Raw genomic sequence first — 15,144 nt, forward strand, 5'->3', positions numbered from 1 at the left:
ACGCCTGGGCAATGGTTGTGTCAGTGGGGACTTCGTCGGTACGCGAACTCGCGTATCAGCCGGCCGCCACGTCTACGGCGCTGTTGCGCTCTGCCTCGGCCACGTGCTGGGCCGCGATGTATCCGAACACCATCGACGGACCGATGGTTGCTCCGGCACCTGCGTACTCGTTGCCCATCACCGAGGCGGACGTGTTGCCGGTGGCGTACAGACCGTTGATGACGCTGCCGTCTTCCCGAAGCACCCGGCTGTCCGCGTCACACACCAGACCACCCTTGGTCCCCAGATCGCCCGCTTCGCAACGGATCGCATAGAACGGACCCTTGACGATCTCGTCGAGGTTCGGGTTCTTCATGGTCGGGTCACCGTAGTACCGGTCGTAGGCGCTATCGCCGCGGGCGAAGTCCTCGTCCTTACCGGTACGGGCAAATCCGTTGAACCGCTCGATGGTCTTCGTCAGTTCCTCGGCCGGAATCCCCACTGCCTTGGCGAGTTCGGTCAGCGTATCGGCCTTGTGGATGACACCGGAGTCATAGAAACCCTGCGGGAAAGGCACATTCGGCAGCACCTGGGCGAACGGGTACCGATTCTTGGCCTTGGTGTCCATGATGAACCAGGCAGGTACGTGGCCGCCGTCGAGCTGATCGTGAACGAAGTTGACGTACGGTCCCGATTCGTTGGTGAACCGACGGCCGGTGCTGTTGACGATGACCGAGGCGGGAATGCAGCGCTCGGACACCAGTGGGATGACCGCACCCATAGGGTGGAACACCGACGGCATCCACCAGGCGTCGTCCATCAGGTCGACGGCGGCACCGAGGCGCTGGCCGGCGATGATGCCGTCGCCCGTGTTCTCCCTGGCTCCCGCACTGATGTCGGGTGCACCGTTCTCCGGCAAGTACTTGGCGCGCATTTCCTCGTTGTGGTCGAATCCGCCGGTCGCCAGCAGCACACCCTTGCGGGCCCCGATGCGGACTGTCTGGCCATCACGATCGACGACCACGCCGATGACGGTGCCGCGGTCGTCGGTGATCAGCTCCGTCATGGACGTCTTGAGCCACAACGGAACACCGGCGTCCTTGAGCACCATTCGCATCCGCGCGACCAGCGCGCGGCCACCGGTTGCCATGTGCCGACGCCGGATGACGTTGGACGACACGCGCCAAGCCGCGACGAGCGATGCCCTACGCCCTGCCCATGTCCGCTTGACCATGGCCAGATCGTGGTAATCCTTCGAGGTCACCCACAGACCCATTGGGCCCTTCATGCTGTTCGGACGCTGGAACTTCTCGTCTTCTTTCAGCGCCCGGGTGTCGAACGGCTTGCACTCGATGGTGCGTCCCAGTGCGCTACCCCCTTCGAGCTCGGGATGGTAGTCGGAATAGCCCTTGACCCAGTACAGCTTCATGTGGGGGCTCGCCTCGAGCAGTTCCATCAGCTCCGGACCCTTGTCTACGAAGGCGTCGAGACGATCCGCGGGAACCTTCCCCTCGGTGATCACGTCGAGGTAGCGACGGATCGAACTACGGCTGTCCACCGCACCTTTGGCGCGCAACGTCGGGGCGTTGGGGATCCAGATCCCGCCACCGGAGATCGCGGTTGAACCACCGTACTTGCGGCCTTTGTCGATGATGAGGGTGTCGAGACCGCGGTGGGCAGCAGTGATGCCGGCGGCCATCCCTCCGCCGCCGCTGCCGACGATGAGGAAGTCCACCAGATGGTCGAAATCCCCGGCTGTGTTGCGGTCGTCCGTCATCCGGTTGTCCGTCATCCGGTTGTCCGTCATCGTGGTGTCCTGTCTGTACGGGTGAGGAATGCCAGCACTGCGCTGAGCCAGGCCTCGCGGGCCTCGATCATCGTCCAGTGCCCACACTTGGGGAATACGTGGAGTTCGGCGTTGGGGATGTCGCGCATCGGCAGCATGGCCATGTCGACGGGGCTGACCCGGTCGTCGCGACCCCAGGTGAGCAGCGTCGGCGCGGTGATCTTGGCCAGCCGCGCCCAGTACGGCGTCGCATCAGAGGCGGCGGCAGCGGCCATGCTCGCGCCGAATGCCTTGCTGCTGTACATCCGCCGCGCGATCTCGAGGGTGGTCGGTTCGGTCGCGAGGGCCCACCGTTCCTCGATCAGTTCCGGAGTCACCAGTGCCGGGTCGTGGACCATCGACAGCAACCAGCGGACGAGACCGTCGCGGGTGGGGTTGTCGGTGAACTCCATCAGCAGTTTGATGCCTTCGCTGGGGCCCGACGAAAAGACGTTCTTCCCCATGCCGCCGATCGTGACAAGCTTGCTGACCCGCTGCGGCTCATCGAGCGCGACCTTGGTCGCGATGATGCCACCCATCGAGTTGCCGATCATGTCGACCGCGCCGAGTCCGAGACCATCGAGAAAATGGCCAACGGCCGCTTGCGCCATCACCATCGGATGCCCGTCGCCCGGGTCACTCACGCCGAAGCCCGGGAATTCCAGTACGAGACAACGGAAGTGCTCAGCCAGATCGGCGAGCACACCACGATAGTTGCGCCATCCTGTGACACCTGGGCCGGATCCATGGAGCAGCAACAGCGGAGGACCGTCTCCGGCCTCGTGATACCGCAGCACCCCGAGACTCGACTGGAGCTCCCTCCGAGTGCCCTCGTAACTCACGTCTGTGGTCATGAAAGAGACGTTGCCAGAACGTAACGCCGCTCACAGAAATCGTCCCGTTGAGCGAGATCGGTCATCGACGGCGAACTGACCATCTTCGCCTTCTTCCACTCAGCGAGACGAAGCCACGGGGTGCCAAGAGACCAGCCATACGCTCGGAGCCGTCAGCTGGAGTCGAATCCTCGACCACACAACGGAATCGGAGGTGGATCAGATGTCGATCGAAACGATGTCACAGGCCGAGATGCGAAACGCACTTGGCCAGTTCGCAAGTGGCGTGACCGTCGTGACGGGCATGGACGACGAGGGCCCGATCGGGTTCGCGTGTCAGTCGTTCGCGTCGGTGTCGCTCGACCCGCCACTGATCCTGTTCTGCGCCGACCACCGCGGACGGTCCTGGCCCCGAATCCGCAACTCCGGACGGTTCAGCATCAACGTGCTGCACGAGGAGCAGACCGACCTCTGTGCGCGGTTCGGCGGTAGCGCCGGCCGCAAATACGAAGAGCTCGAGTGGGAGATGTCGAAGTGGACAACCCCATCCCTGCCGAACGTGCTGATGCGGGTGCACGCCGAGATTCATGACGTCCACACCGCAGGCGATCATGACGTGGTCATCGGCCGCGTGCTCGAGTTCGAGTCGGTGACCGAGGAACGTCCCTTGATCTTCTTCCGGGGCAAGTTCGGGATCGAGGCCCCCTCGACGCTGCTACGCGCCTAGCCTTCCTGCGCTGGATCGGTTGCCGCACCAGAGCCGTTGCTGTACCAGAGTCGTTACTGCACTAGAGCCATTGCTCCGACTCGACCGTCAGAAGCCGGTCGAGCGCCTCAGACGACCAGGTCTTTTCAGGCGCGGCCACGGTCTTGCGAGTGCGTCGCGGACTATCTGCTTCCGGGTACAGGATTTTCGACACCTCTCGGGCAGCGTGCACAACCAGCGGCGCAACCCTTTTGAGCTGTGACGTGCGCGCATCACCGCAGAGCGAGATCGCGGCGACCGGACCGTCGTAGCTGCGGATCGCGACACCGACACACGCCACGTCGCGCACCGACTCCCCGCGTTCGAACGCGAGACCGCTGCCTTGCCTGATGCGGTTGAGTTCTTGATGCAACGTCGGGAGATCGGTGATGGTCCGTTCGGTGCACCGCTTCAGCAGATGCGGGTACAGGGCATCGACTCTCTCCGGGTCCATCCAGGCCAGCATCGCTTTACCGCCGGCCGTGGAATATGCCGGTGCACGGCCTCCGACTCGGGAAGGCAGCATGGCGGCAAATCGTCCGCCGACCTTGTCCAGGTAGACACTCTCGCTGCCGTCGAGCACAGAGAGGTGCACCACCATTCCGGTCTGCATGTGCAGGTCGTGCAACAGCGGTGCTGCCGCTTCACGAAGTTGGGCATGTCCCCCGTCGCCACCACCGAGTCCGATGGCCCGGCGCCCCAGGCTGTAGCCGAACGAGGCATGTTCCACCCAGTTCAAACGGACCAACTGATCCAGAATCCGATGCACCGTGGAGCGTGGCAGCTGCGTGCGGCAGGCGACTTCCTCGAGTGTCAGTCGAGTTGTCGGACCGTCGAACGCGTCGAGGATGAGTGTCATGCGCTCGACCATCGACGGCGGCAGATCGCGCCGTGGGTTTCCTGCAGGGGCGGTTGTAGCCGTGTCAACTGTCATCGGGCCTCCAAACAAACCTGGCCAGTGCTAGGCCTAGGCGACAAAACTGAAATGAATTCTCATTATCGTAGCAGCAGTCCCGGTGACCGGGAGGAAATTGCCGCTCGGGGGTAGTTCGCGATCCTAAGAAAGCATCTTACGGTCACTGCCGGGGACATTGCGCGACGCACAAAGGGCCCGCTCCTTTCGGGAGCGGGCCCTTCATACACAGCAGGATCAGGGTCAGGCGAGTGCGCCCGAAGCCTTCACCGGCGGCTGCAACTTCGCGCCGGCGTTGCGCAGGAGCAACACACCCATGACGCCGGCGAGAGCTCCGGCCACCGCCAGTGCCAGGAAGGCGTAAACGAAGCCCTTTTCCGGGTACAGCCCGTACGAACCCATGAGGATCAGGCCGGGGATCGCCAGGATGCTGAGCATCACCTGACTGCCTACCGCGCTGCCCATCGAACCGGCGAGGTTGAGCATGCCGCCGCCGATCCCCTGGTCCTCGGCAGGCACCGTGCGCATGATCAAGTTGGGCAACGATGCCGACGCAGAACCGAGGCCCAGACCCATTACGAACTGGCCTACGAGCAACTGCGGCGTCGTATCGTGCATCACCGCAATGAGTATCGAACCCACCGCGAGGAAGAACCCGCCGAAGACCAGCATCGGCGCCGGTCCGAAACGCTTACTGAGGTGCCCACTGACCGGACCGGCGATCATCGATGCGACACCGGTCGGCACGGTGTAGAACGCCACACCCAGAGCGGTCGCGCCGAACCCGTAACCGAGCCCGAGGTCGGCCTTGGTCATGACCATCATCGGGATGAGCATCGAGTGGCTGATCAGAACGAACTGTACAAATGCACTGCCCGCCAACGCCTTTGCAACCGGCGCGTGCAACAGCAGATCCAGATCGATCAGCGGTTCCTCCGGCTTGCGCTCGTAATACAGCCAGCCGGCGAGGATCAGGATGCCGACACCGATGCACAGCAGGGTCTTCGGGGAGGTGTATCCCCAGGCGTTCATCTTGCCAAGGCCGAACAACACCACGAATGCGCCGACGGCGAGGATGGCAGCACCGACCACGTCCAGTCGCGACTTCGTGCGCAGCGTGGATTCAGGCACCAGGATCGCAAACGCGATGCCGGCCACGGCAACGTGGATCAGCTGCGCCCAGAACACCCCGGTGTAACCGAAGTGGTCGATCAGATAGCCACCGATGACCGGGCCAAGAATCGTGCTGGCGCCCATTCCGGTGGCAACAAAACCCACTGCGACCGGAATCATGCTGCGGGGCATGATGTCCCGGATCAATCCGTACGCAAGTACCAGGATCGCCATGCCGACACCCTGCATGCCGCGACCGACGAGGAACAGCGTGAAGTTCGGTGCCACGGCGGCCACCAGCGCGCCGGCACCGAAGATGACGGAACAAACCAGCATCACCCGCTTTTTGCCGTAGATATCGCCGAGCTTGCCGACAATCGGCGTGGCAGCACCCAAGAGCAGGGTCACGATCGTGATGACCCAGCCCACCTCCGTCGTGGCGAAGTGTTTGCCGATTTCCGGCAATGCCGGGGTGACGAAGTTGTAGGCGAGCGGGATGACCTCGACAAGCAGGATGATGACCGCCAGCAGTGCCAGCGATTTCTGGCGCGTGAGGGGCGCGCGCTCGGCCTCTCCAGACGAGAGGGGCAGCAGGTTCATATGTGTTCGACTCCGAGTTAGATGGGCAGACAAGCTAGGGAAATGTGACACCCCTCACGTGATGCCGGACACATGATCTCGCTCAGCGAGATACCGTCCCCACCGAGGTTCGGCAGGCAGCCGCCGCGCCCCGCCGCACCGGCTCGCGCCGTCGGCCGACCGGCTCCGCCCGAGACCAAAACGCCAGGTGAGCGGGTCTGCGCATCTTGGGTCGCGGCGATCGCACCGGCAGCAGGTCCGAGCAGTCGAATTCCCTCAGTCCTGCTCAGTGAGACCCCGAAACCCCCTCTCCCGCTTGGCAGAAACTAGAATGAATACTAGTTTTGGCGTGACACGCAATCTATGAGGAGCTCAACATGGTGGAAACACTCGATCTGTCCGGCCGCACAGCCGTCGTCACCGGCGCGGGGGCCGGCCTCGGGCGTGCAGAGGCGCTCGCCCTCGCCGAGGCGGGTGCTGCTGTTGTCGTCAACGACATGGGCGAGAACGCACACGTCGTTGCCGAGGAGATCAAGGCCGCGGGCGGACAGGCAGTGGCTCTGACCGGCGATGTCTCCGACTGGTCGCTCGGTGAGCGTCTCGTCGACACGGCAGTTTCCACATTCGGATCGTTCGACATCCTGGTCAACAACGCGGGGATCGTGCGCGACAAGATGATCTTCAACCTGTCCGAATCCGACTGGGACGACGTGATCCGCGTCCACCTCAAAGGCCACGCCGCCACCTCCCGTGCTGCGGCCGTCCACTGGCGCGCTGCCAGCAAGGCCGCGGGCGCTCCGGTTTTCGGTCGGGTCATCAACACCTCCTCGGAGGCATTCCTGTTCGGAGCGGCCGGTCAGCCCAACTACTCGGCGGCCAAGGCCGGGATCACCGCGCTGACACTCTCGACGGCGCAGGGGCTGTCCCGCTACGGAATCCGCGCGAATGCCATCTGCCCGCGGGCGCGCACCGCGATGACCGCCCAGGCCTTCGGCGAGAACACCGGTACCGCCGAGCTCGATCCGCTCGCACCCGAACGCGTGGCAACGCTGGTCTGCTACCTCGCCTCTCCCGCGTCCGATGAGATCAACGGACAGGTATTCGTGGTCTACGGCAAGATGGTCGCGTTGATGGAAGCGCCCAAGGTGGAGAACCGTTTCGACGCCGCAGGCTCGGCGTTCTCCGTGGAAGAACTCAACGATCAGCTCACCCCGTACTTCTCGGGACGCGGACCGTACGAGACGTACGCCGCCTACAGCGTCGCCGCACTCGAGGAGGTCGCGCTGGCGACCGAGCCGGCAAGCGTCTGAGCCGAGGAACCGTAGTACTTGCGGCCGGTATGCGGCGTTGCCACTGAGCGGGACGGCGATTGACCCTCGCCCGCCACCGGCCGCAAGCTCTAGTTCATGTCGCAGGCTTCTCCCCCACCGCACTCGTTATCGGCTGCCGAAGCTGTTCTGGCCATAGAGGAGATCAAGCGTGTCTTCGCCGCGCGACTCCGATGCATGGACACCAAACAGTGGCACGAGTACGCACCGCTACACACCGACGACGTCGTGAGCGAGACGTGGGGCGGGCTGCCCGAAGACAAGCAACCCCGCACCGGCGACACCGCGAACCGCATTGTCGGCAAGGAGAAGCTGGCCGAGGCGATCCGCAACCTGCTCGACGGACCCGTCAGCGTCACGACCGCCCATCACGGCCACACCCCCGAGATCGAATTGACCTCCGACACCACCGCCCGGGGAATCTGGGCGATGGAAGACATGCTGTGGTGGCACGACGGTGACGAAGAGCTCCACCTTCACGGTTACGGCCACTACCACGAGGAATACCGAAAAGTGGACGGACGGTGGCTGATCAGCTACCGAAAACTGACTCGCCTGAGGGTCGACGCGTCACCTCGCTTCTTCCGCTTTATTAAGGGACTCTGAATCCATGACTGACAATCACTCCGCACTTTTCGAGCCGCTGAAGATTCGGTCCCTCGAATTGGCCAACCGGATCGCGATGTCGCCGATGACCCGGTCGTCCTCGCCGGACGGCATTCCCGGACCCGACGTCGCCCGTTACTACACACGTCGCGCGGAGGGTGGCACCGGTCTGATCGTGACCGAGGGCGTTGCCATCGAACACCCCTCTTCGGTGGACAATGCCGATGTGCCGCACATGTACGGCGACGCTGCCATGGCCGGCTGGAAGACCGTTGTCGACGACGTGCACGCCGCCGGCGGCAAGATCATTCCGCAGCTCTGGCACGTTGGTCCGCTCTGGGGAGCCATGCGCCCCGTCGACCCCGCGATCAAGCAGATGCGTCCCTCCGGGCTGTGGGGCCCTGTCGGCACTACGTCCTACTCAGACGAGTACGTCGCGCGCGCCACGCAAACGACCACGCCGATGACCGAGGAAGACATCGCCGACGTCATCGAGGCCTTTGTGCAAGCCGCGATCAACGCGGCCGAAGCCGGATTCGACGGTATCGCGCTGCACGGCGGACACGGCTACCTGCTCGACTCGTTCGTCTGGCACGGAACCAACACCCGCGACGACGCCTGGGGTGGAGATCTACTCGCCCGCACCCGATTCCCGGTTGAGGTTGTCACGAAGATCCGCGCCGCGATCGGTGACGAGCTTCCCATCTTCTATCGGTTTTCCCAGCACAAACAACAGGACTACACCGCACGGATCGCCGAGACCCCCGACGAGCTCGGAACCGTTCTCGGGGCCCTCGCCGATGCCGGCGTCGATGTGTTCGATGCCAGCAACCGCCGTTTCAATACACCTGCTTTCGACAGCAGTGATCTATCGCTGGCCGGATGGGCCAAGAAGCTCACCGGCGCGCACGCGATGGCCGTCGGCAGCGTCGGTCTCGGAAGTACCCTGCGTGACAGTCGCGAAGACGGAGCTGCCTCCGTCGTCGACAACATCGACGAGGTGGAGAAGCGGATCATCGCCGGCGAGTTCGACCTCATCGCGGTCGGACGCATACAGCTCGCCAACCCGGCGTTGGCGGAGACCCTGCGCTCAGGCGCTCCCCTGACGGCCTTCGACTGGACCGCCCACGGCGGCACTCTGCACTGACGGATCACACCGGGATTCACCGACGGTCTCCACAGATCGCCGGTGAATCCCCGGGGCCGTCAGTTGGCCGCGGCAGCGATCCCCGCGCGTCGTCCGAAGAAGCTGCCATCGCCGAGTGAGGCGCCGCTGGCGTAACCACCGGCGCAGACGCCCGCAGTTGAACGACCCGCCGCGAAGAGGCCCGGGATCGGGTCACCCGAGACGTGCAGCACCTCGGAGTCGACGCTGGTGCGCAGACCACCCAACGTGAATCCACCTGTCATGCCGCGCAGATCGATCGCCGCGATCGGCGATCCGATCGGCTTGACCCATTCGGCCTTCTTGCCGAACAACGGATCCTCGCCACCGGCCGCATGCCGGTTGTAGAGCTCGACAGTCGACTGCAAAGCGCCTGCGGGCAAACCCATCTCGGCCTCGAGCTCTTCGACCGTCTCCGCGACCCACGTCGGTTGGCGACGCAGCTGCGGGCTCGACGTCGGCCGTGTCAGCGCCTCCTCATATGCAGCCTCGTCGAGGACCAGGTATGCCTGGTTCTGGTTCTCGATGAGTACGGCCTGCCCGACGCGTCCGGGGTAGGTGTCTTCGTTGATGAATCGCTGACCACGTCCGTTGACCAGGATGCCCCGGATGAACAGTTGCGGGTCGCAGAAGAAGGCGACCTCGGTGGCATCCATGTGCGCCAGGTCGGCACCGATCGACTGCGACATGCGGATCGCCCGGCCGTCGTGTTCCTCGATCGAGGCGGCCGGTCGATTGATCAGTCGAGGCGCGAACGACTCGACCATCGTGGTGTTGTAGGCAAAGCTGCCGGTGGCGAGCACCACGCCTTTGCGCGCCCGCACCGCAACGCTGTGGCCGTACTGCTTGGCCTTCACACCGACAACACGTCCCGTCTCGTCGACGATCAAAGCCTGTACGCGCATGTCGTATTCGGCTTTCACACCCAAACCGGTGGCCTTGTCGGTGAGCGGCTTCATCAACATGTAGCCGCCACCCTTCTCGGCGCTGACGTGTTTGTCCTTCATCTGTGGCACATGGCCGCGGGGCGCCGGTGGGATCGTCGCGTTGAACGGCGCCGCATTCTCACCGCCGGTGTACTGCAGGCCGTCGTCTCCCGGTGGCTCCCAACCGGGTTCGCCCCAGAAGCTCTCCTTGAACGGAACGCCACACTCGTCGACGAGCCAGTGGTAATGATCCACACTGCCTTCGCAGTAGATGTCGATTTTCGCTTCATCGACACCGGGTCCCAACGCGGCTTTCATGAAGGCCTTCATGGCCTCGACGGTGTCGTCGAACCCGCAGGCCTTCTGCAGCGGAGTGCCGCCACCCATGTAGATGAACCCGCCTGCCATGGCCGCGGCACCGCCCCATCCCCCGGTGCGTTCGAGCACCAGAACATCGGCTCCGGCCTGCGCCGCACCCACCGCCGCCGCCGCGCCGGCAACGCCGAAACCGGCGATCACCACATCGGCCTCAAAGGCCCACTGGCTGATGTCTTTTTCGGCGATGGGCTTGATAGACGTGCTGTCGGTCATGTGATGTCTCCTCGTGAAGAATGTTGCAACACCTACGTGTTACTCACTTCTGGGGATTCAGACACGGACGATCCCGGCCAACGGGAGCGATGACCGTCTGACCCGACCCAACCGTCCGATGTGACTGCGCCCGTCCGGCCACCGATTTCACTGGTGGTCTGCAGATGTGGTCTTGTCCATACAGTCGTCGGCAAATCGGCGAACCGCGTCGAGTTTTGCCTGACGATCGGTCGGGTCGGCATCATAAAGCCGCCACGGCATCACCCGACACCGGGTGACGCCGATGTCGGCGAGAGCCCGGTATCCGTCGATATCGTGGACATCAGTCGGTGAGGCATCGATTTCGAAAGTCACCTCTTCACGACCATATTCGGTACGCAATTCTGTCAGTCGATCGATGGCGACCCGCAGTTTTGCAACGTCGGTGTTGACCGAGATCCATCCATCTGCAAGCCGTGCGGCGCGACGCAGAGCCGGCTCACTGTGCCCACCGACATAGATCGGAACCGGTTGGTCCGGAGCCGGACTCATCATCAAACGATCGAAATCGTAGTGCTTGCCGTGGTACTCAACCCACTCGGGGCCGCGGCCCCCACAGACGGCCTTCAGGATCTCGAGTGCCTCATCGGTGCGGGCTCCACGAGTCCGCATCTCGGTGCCGGTAAACCGGAACTCCTCAGGAATCCACGACAACCCAACACCGAGACCGATCCTGTTGTTCGACATGACCGCCATGGTTGCGACCTGCTTCGCAACCAGCAGTGGCTCCCGCAACGGCAGCTTGAGCACGTTGGTGTAGAAACGCAACCGCTCGGTGACGGTGGCCATCACCGTCATCGCGATCAAGGGATCGGGCATCGGGGTCTGGCCGGTCCACATGCGTTTGCCGTCGGCGGTATACGGATACCCCGCCGAGATCGACTCCGGATAGAACACGGAGTCGGGCATCGCGATCGCGTCGTAACCGCACTCGTCGGCGACGCGTGCCAACGCCGGGAGATCTTCGGCCGCCATCATCGCCGCGGGTAGTGCCCATCTCACAAGTGTGACCTCACAGCTTCACTACCTTCGATGTCGGGATCGGATGCGAATCGGCCTTGATCCAACGCATGGCCCACGTCCCCTCCGCATGAGAATCGGTGTTGATCCAGTTGCCATAACCGGGGTCTTTCGCCGCAACGACGATGGTCAGTGTGCCGTCGTCGTTCAGTTTTGCGGTGTGGTTGTTGATATAGATGTTCGTCCGGTTGTAGTCGAGGGATTCGACCCAGAAGTTCTGCAGCACAAAGTTGAAGTACTCGCAGTTCGGAACCTCGGTCTCGATGACCCACGCCTCGTCCTCGGCGAGCTTCCAGTAACCGTGCAAGTAGAAGATCGTCGGATCGCCACCGGCGTTCTGAAAGGTCTCCTGCCCTCGGTCGAAAATCTCGTTGGGCTCCGGCTGGAACGTACGGGCCCATTCGAGGAAGGTACCCGCCGTGCCCCGGACCATGGCGACCGCCTTGTCGAGGCGCTGCCCCATTTCTTCGGTGCTCAGCGGCTCGAAAACGCCGTCGGGGTCCAGGCATTCGATGGCCAGCTCCGCGGGGAATTCGCTACGACGATCCCGATAAGTCTGCCGGACCGAGATGAGGTTGCTGTCCGGTGCCATCGGTAGCCATGCGCCCTCGGCAGGCTTGTCGACGCTGGCAATGAACGAGAACCGGCCGCTCTCATCGACTTCCAGGTCGTGCACATGTAGATCACCGGTTTGCATCATGGTGCCGTCGATATGGTAGCGGTTGACGCGCGATCCGAACGTCACCAGCGGAACCGTGCCGCGGGTGCCGGTGATCCGGTAGCGGTACTTCCCGGATATGTTGGCCCGCATATAGATGTTGTCGGGGTTGTCGGCGCCGATCTTGGTCATCATGTTCGGGTTGGGCGCCGATGTGAACTGAGGCCACCGCGGATCCGTGTACTCAACGCAATTGATTGTCGCGTAGCGCAGCAGCCGGGTCAGGTAGCGTGCGCCCTCGGCCTGCGTGAGCGAATCCTGCGGGACGATCTCGTCGTCGAACATTTTGCCGAGATCGAGCAGGTCTGCGCAGTATTTTTCCCAAACGTCATTCATGAAAGTCCTTTTGTTGTCGAAATGGTCACGGCAGGTGCGTCATACGGTGGTGACCGCAAACTTGGCCTCGACGTCGGCGACGGTCACGCCGAAGTCTTCGAGGGAATACTGATGCACCGGGCGCCGATGATCGGCGAGACTGGCTTGATGCGAGGCGGCGACGGCGGTGCGCGCTTCATCTGTGAACGGCAACGAAAATTGCGTGTAAATGGTCTCGACCGTGCCAATCGGGTCGGCCACGAAGTCCTTGAAGTCCACGTCTATGAACTGTTCCGGGTTGAAGCGAGCTCGAGCACGGTTGAAGTCTGCATTGCCGCGGGCCCACAGATCGAGCTGGGTACGGCCGATTGTCGCCCGGTCGAACGCATCCGACATGTCGTGTTTACCCTGCTCGGCGAGACTGAACGTCGACGCCATCGACGTCTTCGGGTCGCGGAAAGTTCGCACTATCAACGCATCCGGATAGACCTTCATGATCTCATCGATCGCGAAGACGTGACTCGGACTCTTGAGCACCCACCGACGATCGGTGTCGTTCAAGCCGATCAACTGCAGATTCTTCTTGTGCCGTTCATAGGTCGCGGTCCAGTCCTGTTCGGCCAGCCACCGCGAGTAGGACGGCACGTAGGCGACACATTCAAATGAGATCGACAACATCGTCTGTTGTAGCAGTCGCCAGCATTCTTCGACTTCTTCGGCTCCCATGAAGTGCACCTTCATCAGGTCGGCTTCGTTTGCCTGGCGTGCGCGATAAAGGGCGTCTGATCGCATGAAGTCTTTGTTCTGTGCCCACCGGCCATGGGCGGGTCTGGGTTGCGGAGACTCGGCCAACCACATCTCGACGCCTTGATGTGATGGGTCGGCGCTGAGCAGGCGATGAAGCGCTGTGCTACCGGTTCGCGTGATGCCGGAAACGAAGATGGGTCGTTCAACTGCAACATCGGCGTGCTCGGGGTGACGGGCGAATCCCGCCTCACTGATCAGTCGGCCCGAAAGCGCACTGATGATCATCTTGCGTGCAATCAACCGGCCGTGCGGGGTGAGATCGGCCTCGGTCGCGAATGAACCCAGAAGGACCTCCAGACCGGCGCGGTACTCGCCGCCACCGAAGTCGTCGTAGCCGGTGGCGGCGACTGCGCTCTGATGTAGGTCCTCCATCGAACCAATACCGTCGTAATCGTTTGTCATCTGTACTTTCTTGTCTGAGTTGATCAGTGGTGGGTTTGTCCGCAGTTGACGTCCAGGCACTGGCCCGTGATGGCTCGCGCAGACTCAGAGGCCAGGAACACCACTGCGTTCGCGATGTCGCCGGGCTCAGGCAGGCGCCGCAGATCGGTACCCGAGGCCGTTTCGTCGTAGATCTGCTGCGGCGTGACGCCCCGCTTCTGCGCCTGATCCTCGAACATTGCCTGGACCGAGTCCGCCCAGATATATCCCGGAGCAACAGAATTGACACGGACACCCTGCGGCCCCAACTCGACGGACAGACTGCGGGCCAGAGCCAGTAGTCCGGTCTTCATGACCCGGTATGCCCCGAGATCGGGCAATTGGTTTCGGATCACCATCGAGTTGATCATCACCACCGAACCTCTCGACGCGATCAGCGCGGGCGCGAAGGCTTTGGCGAGTTCGAGCGCCGCAAGTAGGTTGATGTCCATACCTGCGCGTAGCGCGCCCATCTCCGCATCAAGCAGTCGCCCGTGCGCAGGCATCACAAACCCGTTGTGTATCAGCACATCAACTCGGCCGTACCTCGACTGGGCCCGCGCGGCCAGCTCGATGATCGACGCGGAGTCGGTCAGGTCGGTCGGTACCGCTTCGGCGTCACCACCGGCGCTGCGAATCTCCTCGGCGATCTCCTCGATCCGTCCAGCGGTCCGTGCGGCGAGCACCACCGCAGCGCCGACTTCGGCACTGCGGAGTGCGATCGCACGGCCCAGACCAGGCCCCACACCCGAAATCACCACGACCTTGTCCTCGAGCAGTTGCGTCGAGCCGGGCAGCGGTGGCGCCACAGTCATGGTTGTCCTGGCGCAGTGACGTGCGCCTGCGGGTCCAGAACGACGCTCAGCGAGGCGATCTTGCCGTGCTCGTCGAACTCGAAGAGATCGGTGGCCAAGAAGTCGGACATGCCCTTACGCTGCACGCAGATCTGCATCGCCGCGTAGCGGCCGGTGACAGTGATCGGCGAGTAGCGGCTCACCGTGAAGTCGACCTTCGCATTCTCGGTGCCAAATCCCCGGATCTCCTCCACGCCGCGGTAGGTCTGCACGCCGAGCGGCTCGTGCTGCACCGCGTCGTCCGCGAAGAGCGACACCAATTGATCCACGTCATGGTTGCCCAGATACTTTACGTACGCCTCGAGTGTCGAACAGATTTCGTCTCTTGTTGGCAAGAAACACTCCTTCCGTGATGGGTGGGTGTACTC

The 15,144-nt window shown here is 63.1% G+C and carries 14 protein-coding genes; 4 read left to right on the forward strand and 10 right to left on the reverse strand.

Annotated features, from left to right (window positions below):
• Window positions 1-55 precede the first annotated feature (55 nt).
• Complete coding sequence (locus AC1TPF_RS14285; RefSeq protein ID WP_482144714.1) at window positions 56-1,756, reverse strand: FAD-binding protein; 1,701 nt, start codon at window positions 1,754-1,756, stop codon at window positions 56-58.
• Window positions 1,757-1,782: 26 nt separating this feature from the next.
• Complete coding sequence (locus AC1TPF_RS14290) at window positions 1,783-2,658, reverse strand: alpha/beta fold hydrolase (RefSeq protein WP_482137979.1); 876 nt, start codon at window positions 2,656-2,658, stop codon at window positions 1,783-1,785.
• Between the two features lie 202 nt (window positions 2,659-2,860).
• Between AC1TPF_RS14290 and AC1TPF_RS14295 the strand changes: the two genes are divergently transcribed.
• Window positions 2,861-3,364 (forward strand): flavin reductase family protein, encoded by a 504-nt coding sequence (locus AC1TPF_RS14295; protein WP_482144501.1) that lies wholly within the window; start codon window positions 2,861-2,863, stop codon window positions 3,362-3,364.
• Window positions 3,365-3,425: 61 nt separating this feature from the next.
• On the opposite strand, the gene AC1TPF_RS14300 is transcribed toward AC1TPF_RS14295, so the two are convergent.
• Together AC1TPF_RS14300 and AC1TPF_RS14305 are read right to left on the reverse strand one after the other, a co-directional pair.
• Window positions 3,426-4,316 carry an IclR family transcriptional regulator gene (locus tag AC1TPF_RS14300; protein WP_482137976.1) on the reverse strand — a complete coding sequence of 297 codons (891 nt, stop codon included), beginning with the start codon at window positions 4,314-4,316 and terminating at the stop codon, window positions 3,426-3,428.
• A 222-nt stretch (window positions 4,317-4,538) separates the two neighbouring features.
• Window positions 4,539-6,008, reverse strand: coding sequence for an MFS transporter (locus tag AC1TPF_RS14305; protein WP_482144502.1), 1,470 nt, complete (start codon window positions 6,006-6,008; stop codon window positions 4,539-4,541).
• Window positions 6,009-6,364: 356 nt separating this feature from the next.
• On the opposite strand from AC1TPF_RS14305, the gene AC1TPF_RS14310 reads away from it, so the two are divergent.
• The 3 genes from AC1TPF_RS14310 to AC1TPF_RS14320 all read left to right on the forward strand — a co-directional run bounded on the left by AC1TPF_RS14310 (window position 6,365) and on the right by AC1TPF_RS14320 (window position 9,068).
• Window positions 6,365-7,297 (forward strand): 3-oxoacyl-ACP reductase, encoded by a 933-nt coding sequence (locus tag AC1TPF_RS14310; RefSeq protein WP_482137972.1) that lies wholly within the window; start codon window positions 6,365-6,367, stop codon window positions 7,295-7,297.
• A 96-nt stretch (window positions 7,298-7,393) separates the two neighbouring features.
• The gene (locus AC1TPF_RS14315) at window positions 7,394-7,921 is read left to right on the forward strand and encodes a nuclear transport factor 2 family protein (protein ID WP_482137970.1); all 528 of its coding nucleotides are present in this window, start codon (window positions 7,394-7,396) and stop codon (window positions 7,919-7,921) included.
• A 4-nt stretch (window positions 7,922-7,925) separates the two neighbouring features.
• Window positions 7,926-9,068: an NADH:flavin oxidoreductase gene (locus AC1TPF_RS14320; RefSeq protein WP_482144503.1), complete on the forward strand. Its 1,143-nt coding sequence runs from the start codon at window positions 7,926-7,928 to the stop codon at window positions 9,066-9,068.
• Window positions 9,069-9,127: 59 nt separating this feature from the next.
• On the opposite strand, the gene AC1TPF_RS14325 is transcribed toward AC1TPF_RS14320, so the two are convergent.
• The 6 genes from AC1TPF_RS14325 to AC1TPF_RS14350 all read right to left on the reverse strand — a co-directional run bounded on the left by AC1TPF_RS14325 (window position 9,128) and on the right by AC1TPF_RS14350 (window position 15,111).
• The gene (locus tag AC1TPF_RS14325; protein WP_482144504.1) at window positions 9,128-10,603 is read right to left on the reverse strand and encodes an FAD-dependent oxidoreductase; all 1,476 of its coding nucleotides are present in this window, start codon (window positions 10,601-10,603) and stop codon (window positions 9,128-9,130) included.
• A gap of 147 nt (window positions 10,604-10,750) precedes the next feature.
• Window positions 10,751-11,644: a TIGR03619 family F420-dependent LLM class oxidoreductase gene (locus AC1TPF_RS14330; RefSeq protein WP_482144505.1), complete on the reverse strand. Its 894-nt coding sequence runs from the start codon at window positions 11,642-11,644 to the stop codon at window positions 10,751-10,753.
• Between the two features lie 10 nt (window positions 11,645-11,654).
• Window positions 11,655-12,716 carry a DUF1214 domain-containing protein gene (locus AC1TPF_RS14335; RefSeq protein ID WP_482144506.1) on the reverse strand — a complete coding sequence of 354 codons (1,062 nt, stop codon included), beginning with the start codon at window positions 12,714-12,716 and terminating at the stop codon, window positions 11,655-11,657.
• Window positions 12,717-12,755: 39 nt separating this feature from the next.
• Window positions 12,756-13,904 carry a sulfotransferase family protein gene (locus AC1TPF_RS14340; protein ID WP_482144507.1) on the reverse strand — a complete coding sequence of 383 codons (1,149 nt, stop codon included), beginning with the start codon at window positions 13,902-13,904 and terminating at the stop codon, window positions 12,756-12,758.
• 23 nt (window positions 13,905-13,927) lie between these two features.
• Window positions 13,928-14,737 (reverse strand): SDR family oxidoreductase, encoded by an 810-nt coding sequence (locus AC1TPF_RS14345; RefSeq protein WP_482144508.1) that lies wholly within the window; start codon window positions 14,735-14,737, stop codon window positions 13,928-13,930.
• Window positions 14,734-15,111, reverse strand: coding sequence for a nuclear transport factor 2 family protein (locus AC1TPF_RS14350; RefSeq protein WP_482137957.1), 378 nt, complete (start codon window positions 15,109-15,111; stop codon window positions 14,734-14,736). Before AC1TPF_RS14350 ends, AC1TPF_RS14345 begins: the two co-directional genes overlap by 4 nt.
• Between the last annotated feature and the right edge of the window lie 33 nt (window positions 15,112-15,144).

The sequence above is a fragment of the Williamsia sp. Y853 genome, assembly GCF_056786495.1.

Coding starts and splice junctions, on each gene's coding strand:
- AC1TPF_RS14285 (WP_482144714.1), bottom strand. CDS start 1,756: ATGACGGACGACCGCAACACAGCCGGGGATTTCGACCATCTGGTGGAC.
- AC1TPF_RS14310 (WP_482137972.1), top strand. CDS start 6,365: ATGGTGGAAACACTCGATCTGTCCGGCCGCACAGCCGTCGTCACCGGC.
- AC1TPF_RS14290 (WP_482137979.1), bottom strand. CDS start 2,658: ATGACCACAGACGTGAGTTACGAGGGCACTCGGAGGGAGCTCCAGTCG.
- AC1TPF_RS14325 (WP_482144504.1), bottom strand. CDS start 10,603: ATGACCGACAGCACGTCTATCAAGCCCATCGCCGAAAAAGACATCAGC.
- AC1TPF_RS14320 (WP_482144503.1), top strand. CDS start 7,926: ATGACTGACAATCACTCCGCACTTTTCGAGCCGCTGAAGATTCGGTCC.
- AC1TPF_RS14305 (WP_482144502.1), bottom strand. CDS start 6,008: ATGAACCTGCTGCCCCTCTCGTCTGGAGAGGCCGAGCGCGCGCCCCTC.
- AC1TPF_RS14295 (WP_482144501.1), top strand. CDS start 2,861: ATGTCGATCGAAACGATGTCACAGGCCGAGATGCGAAACGCACTTGGC.
- AC1TPF_RS14345 (WP_482144508.1), bottom strand. CDS start 14,737: ATGACTGTGGCGCCACCGCTGCCCGGCTCGACGCAACTGCTCGAGGAC.
- AC1TPF_RS14300 (WP_482137976.1), bottom strand. CDS start 4,316: ATGACAGTTGACACGGCTACAACCGCCCCTGCAGGAAACCCACGGCGC.
- AC1TPF_RS14315 (WP_482137970.1), top strand. CDS start 7,394: ATGTCGCAGGCTTCTCCCCCACCGCACTCGTTATCGGCTGCCGAAGCT.
- AC1TPF_RS14335 (WP_482144506.1), bottom strand. CDS start 12,716: ATGAATGACGTTTGGGAAAAATACTGCGCAGACCTGCTCGATCTCGGC.
- AC1TPF_RS14340 (WP_482144507.1), bottom strand. CDS start 13,904: ATGACAAACGATTACGACGGTATTGGTTCGATGGAGGACCTACATCAG.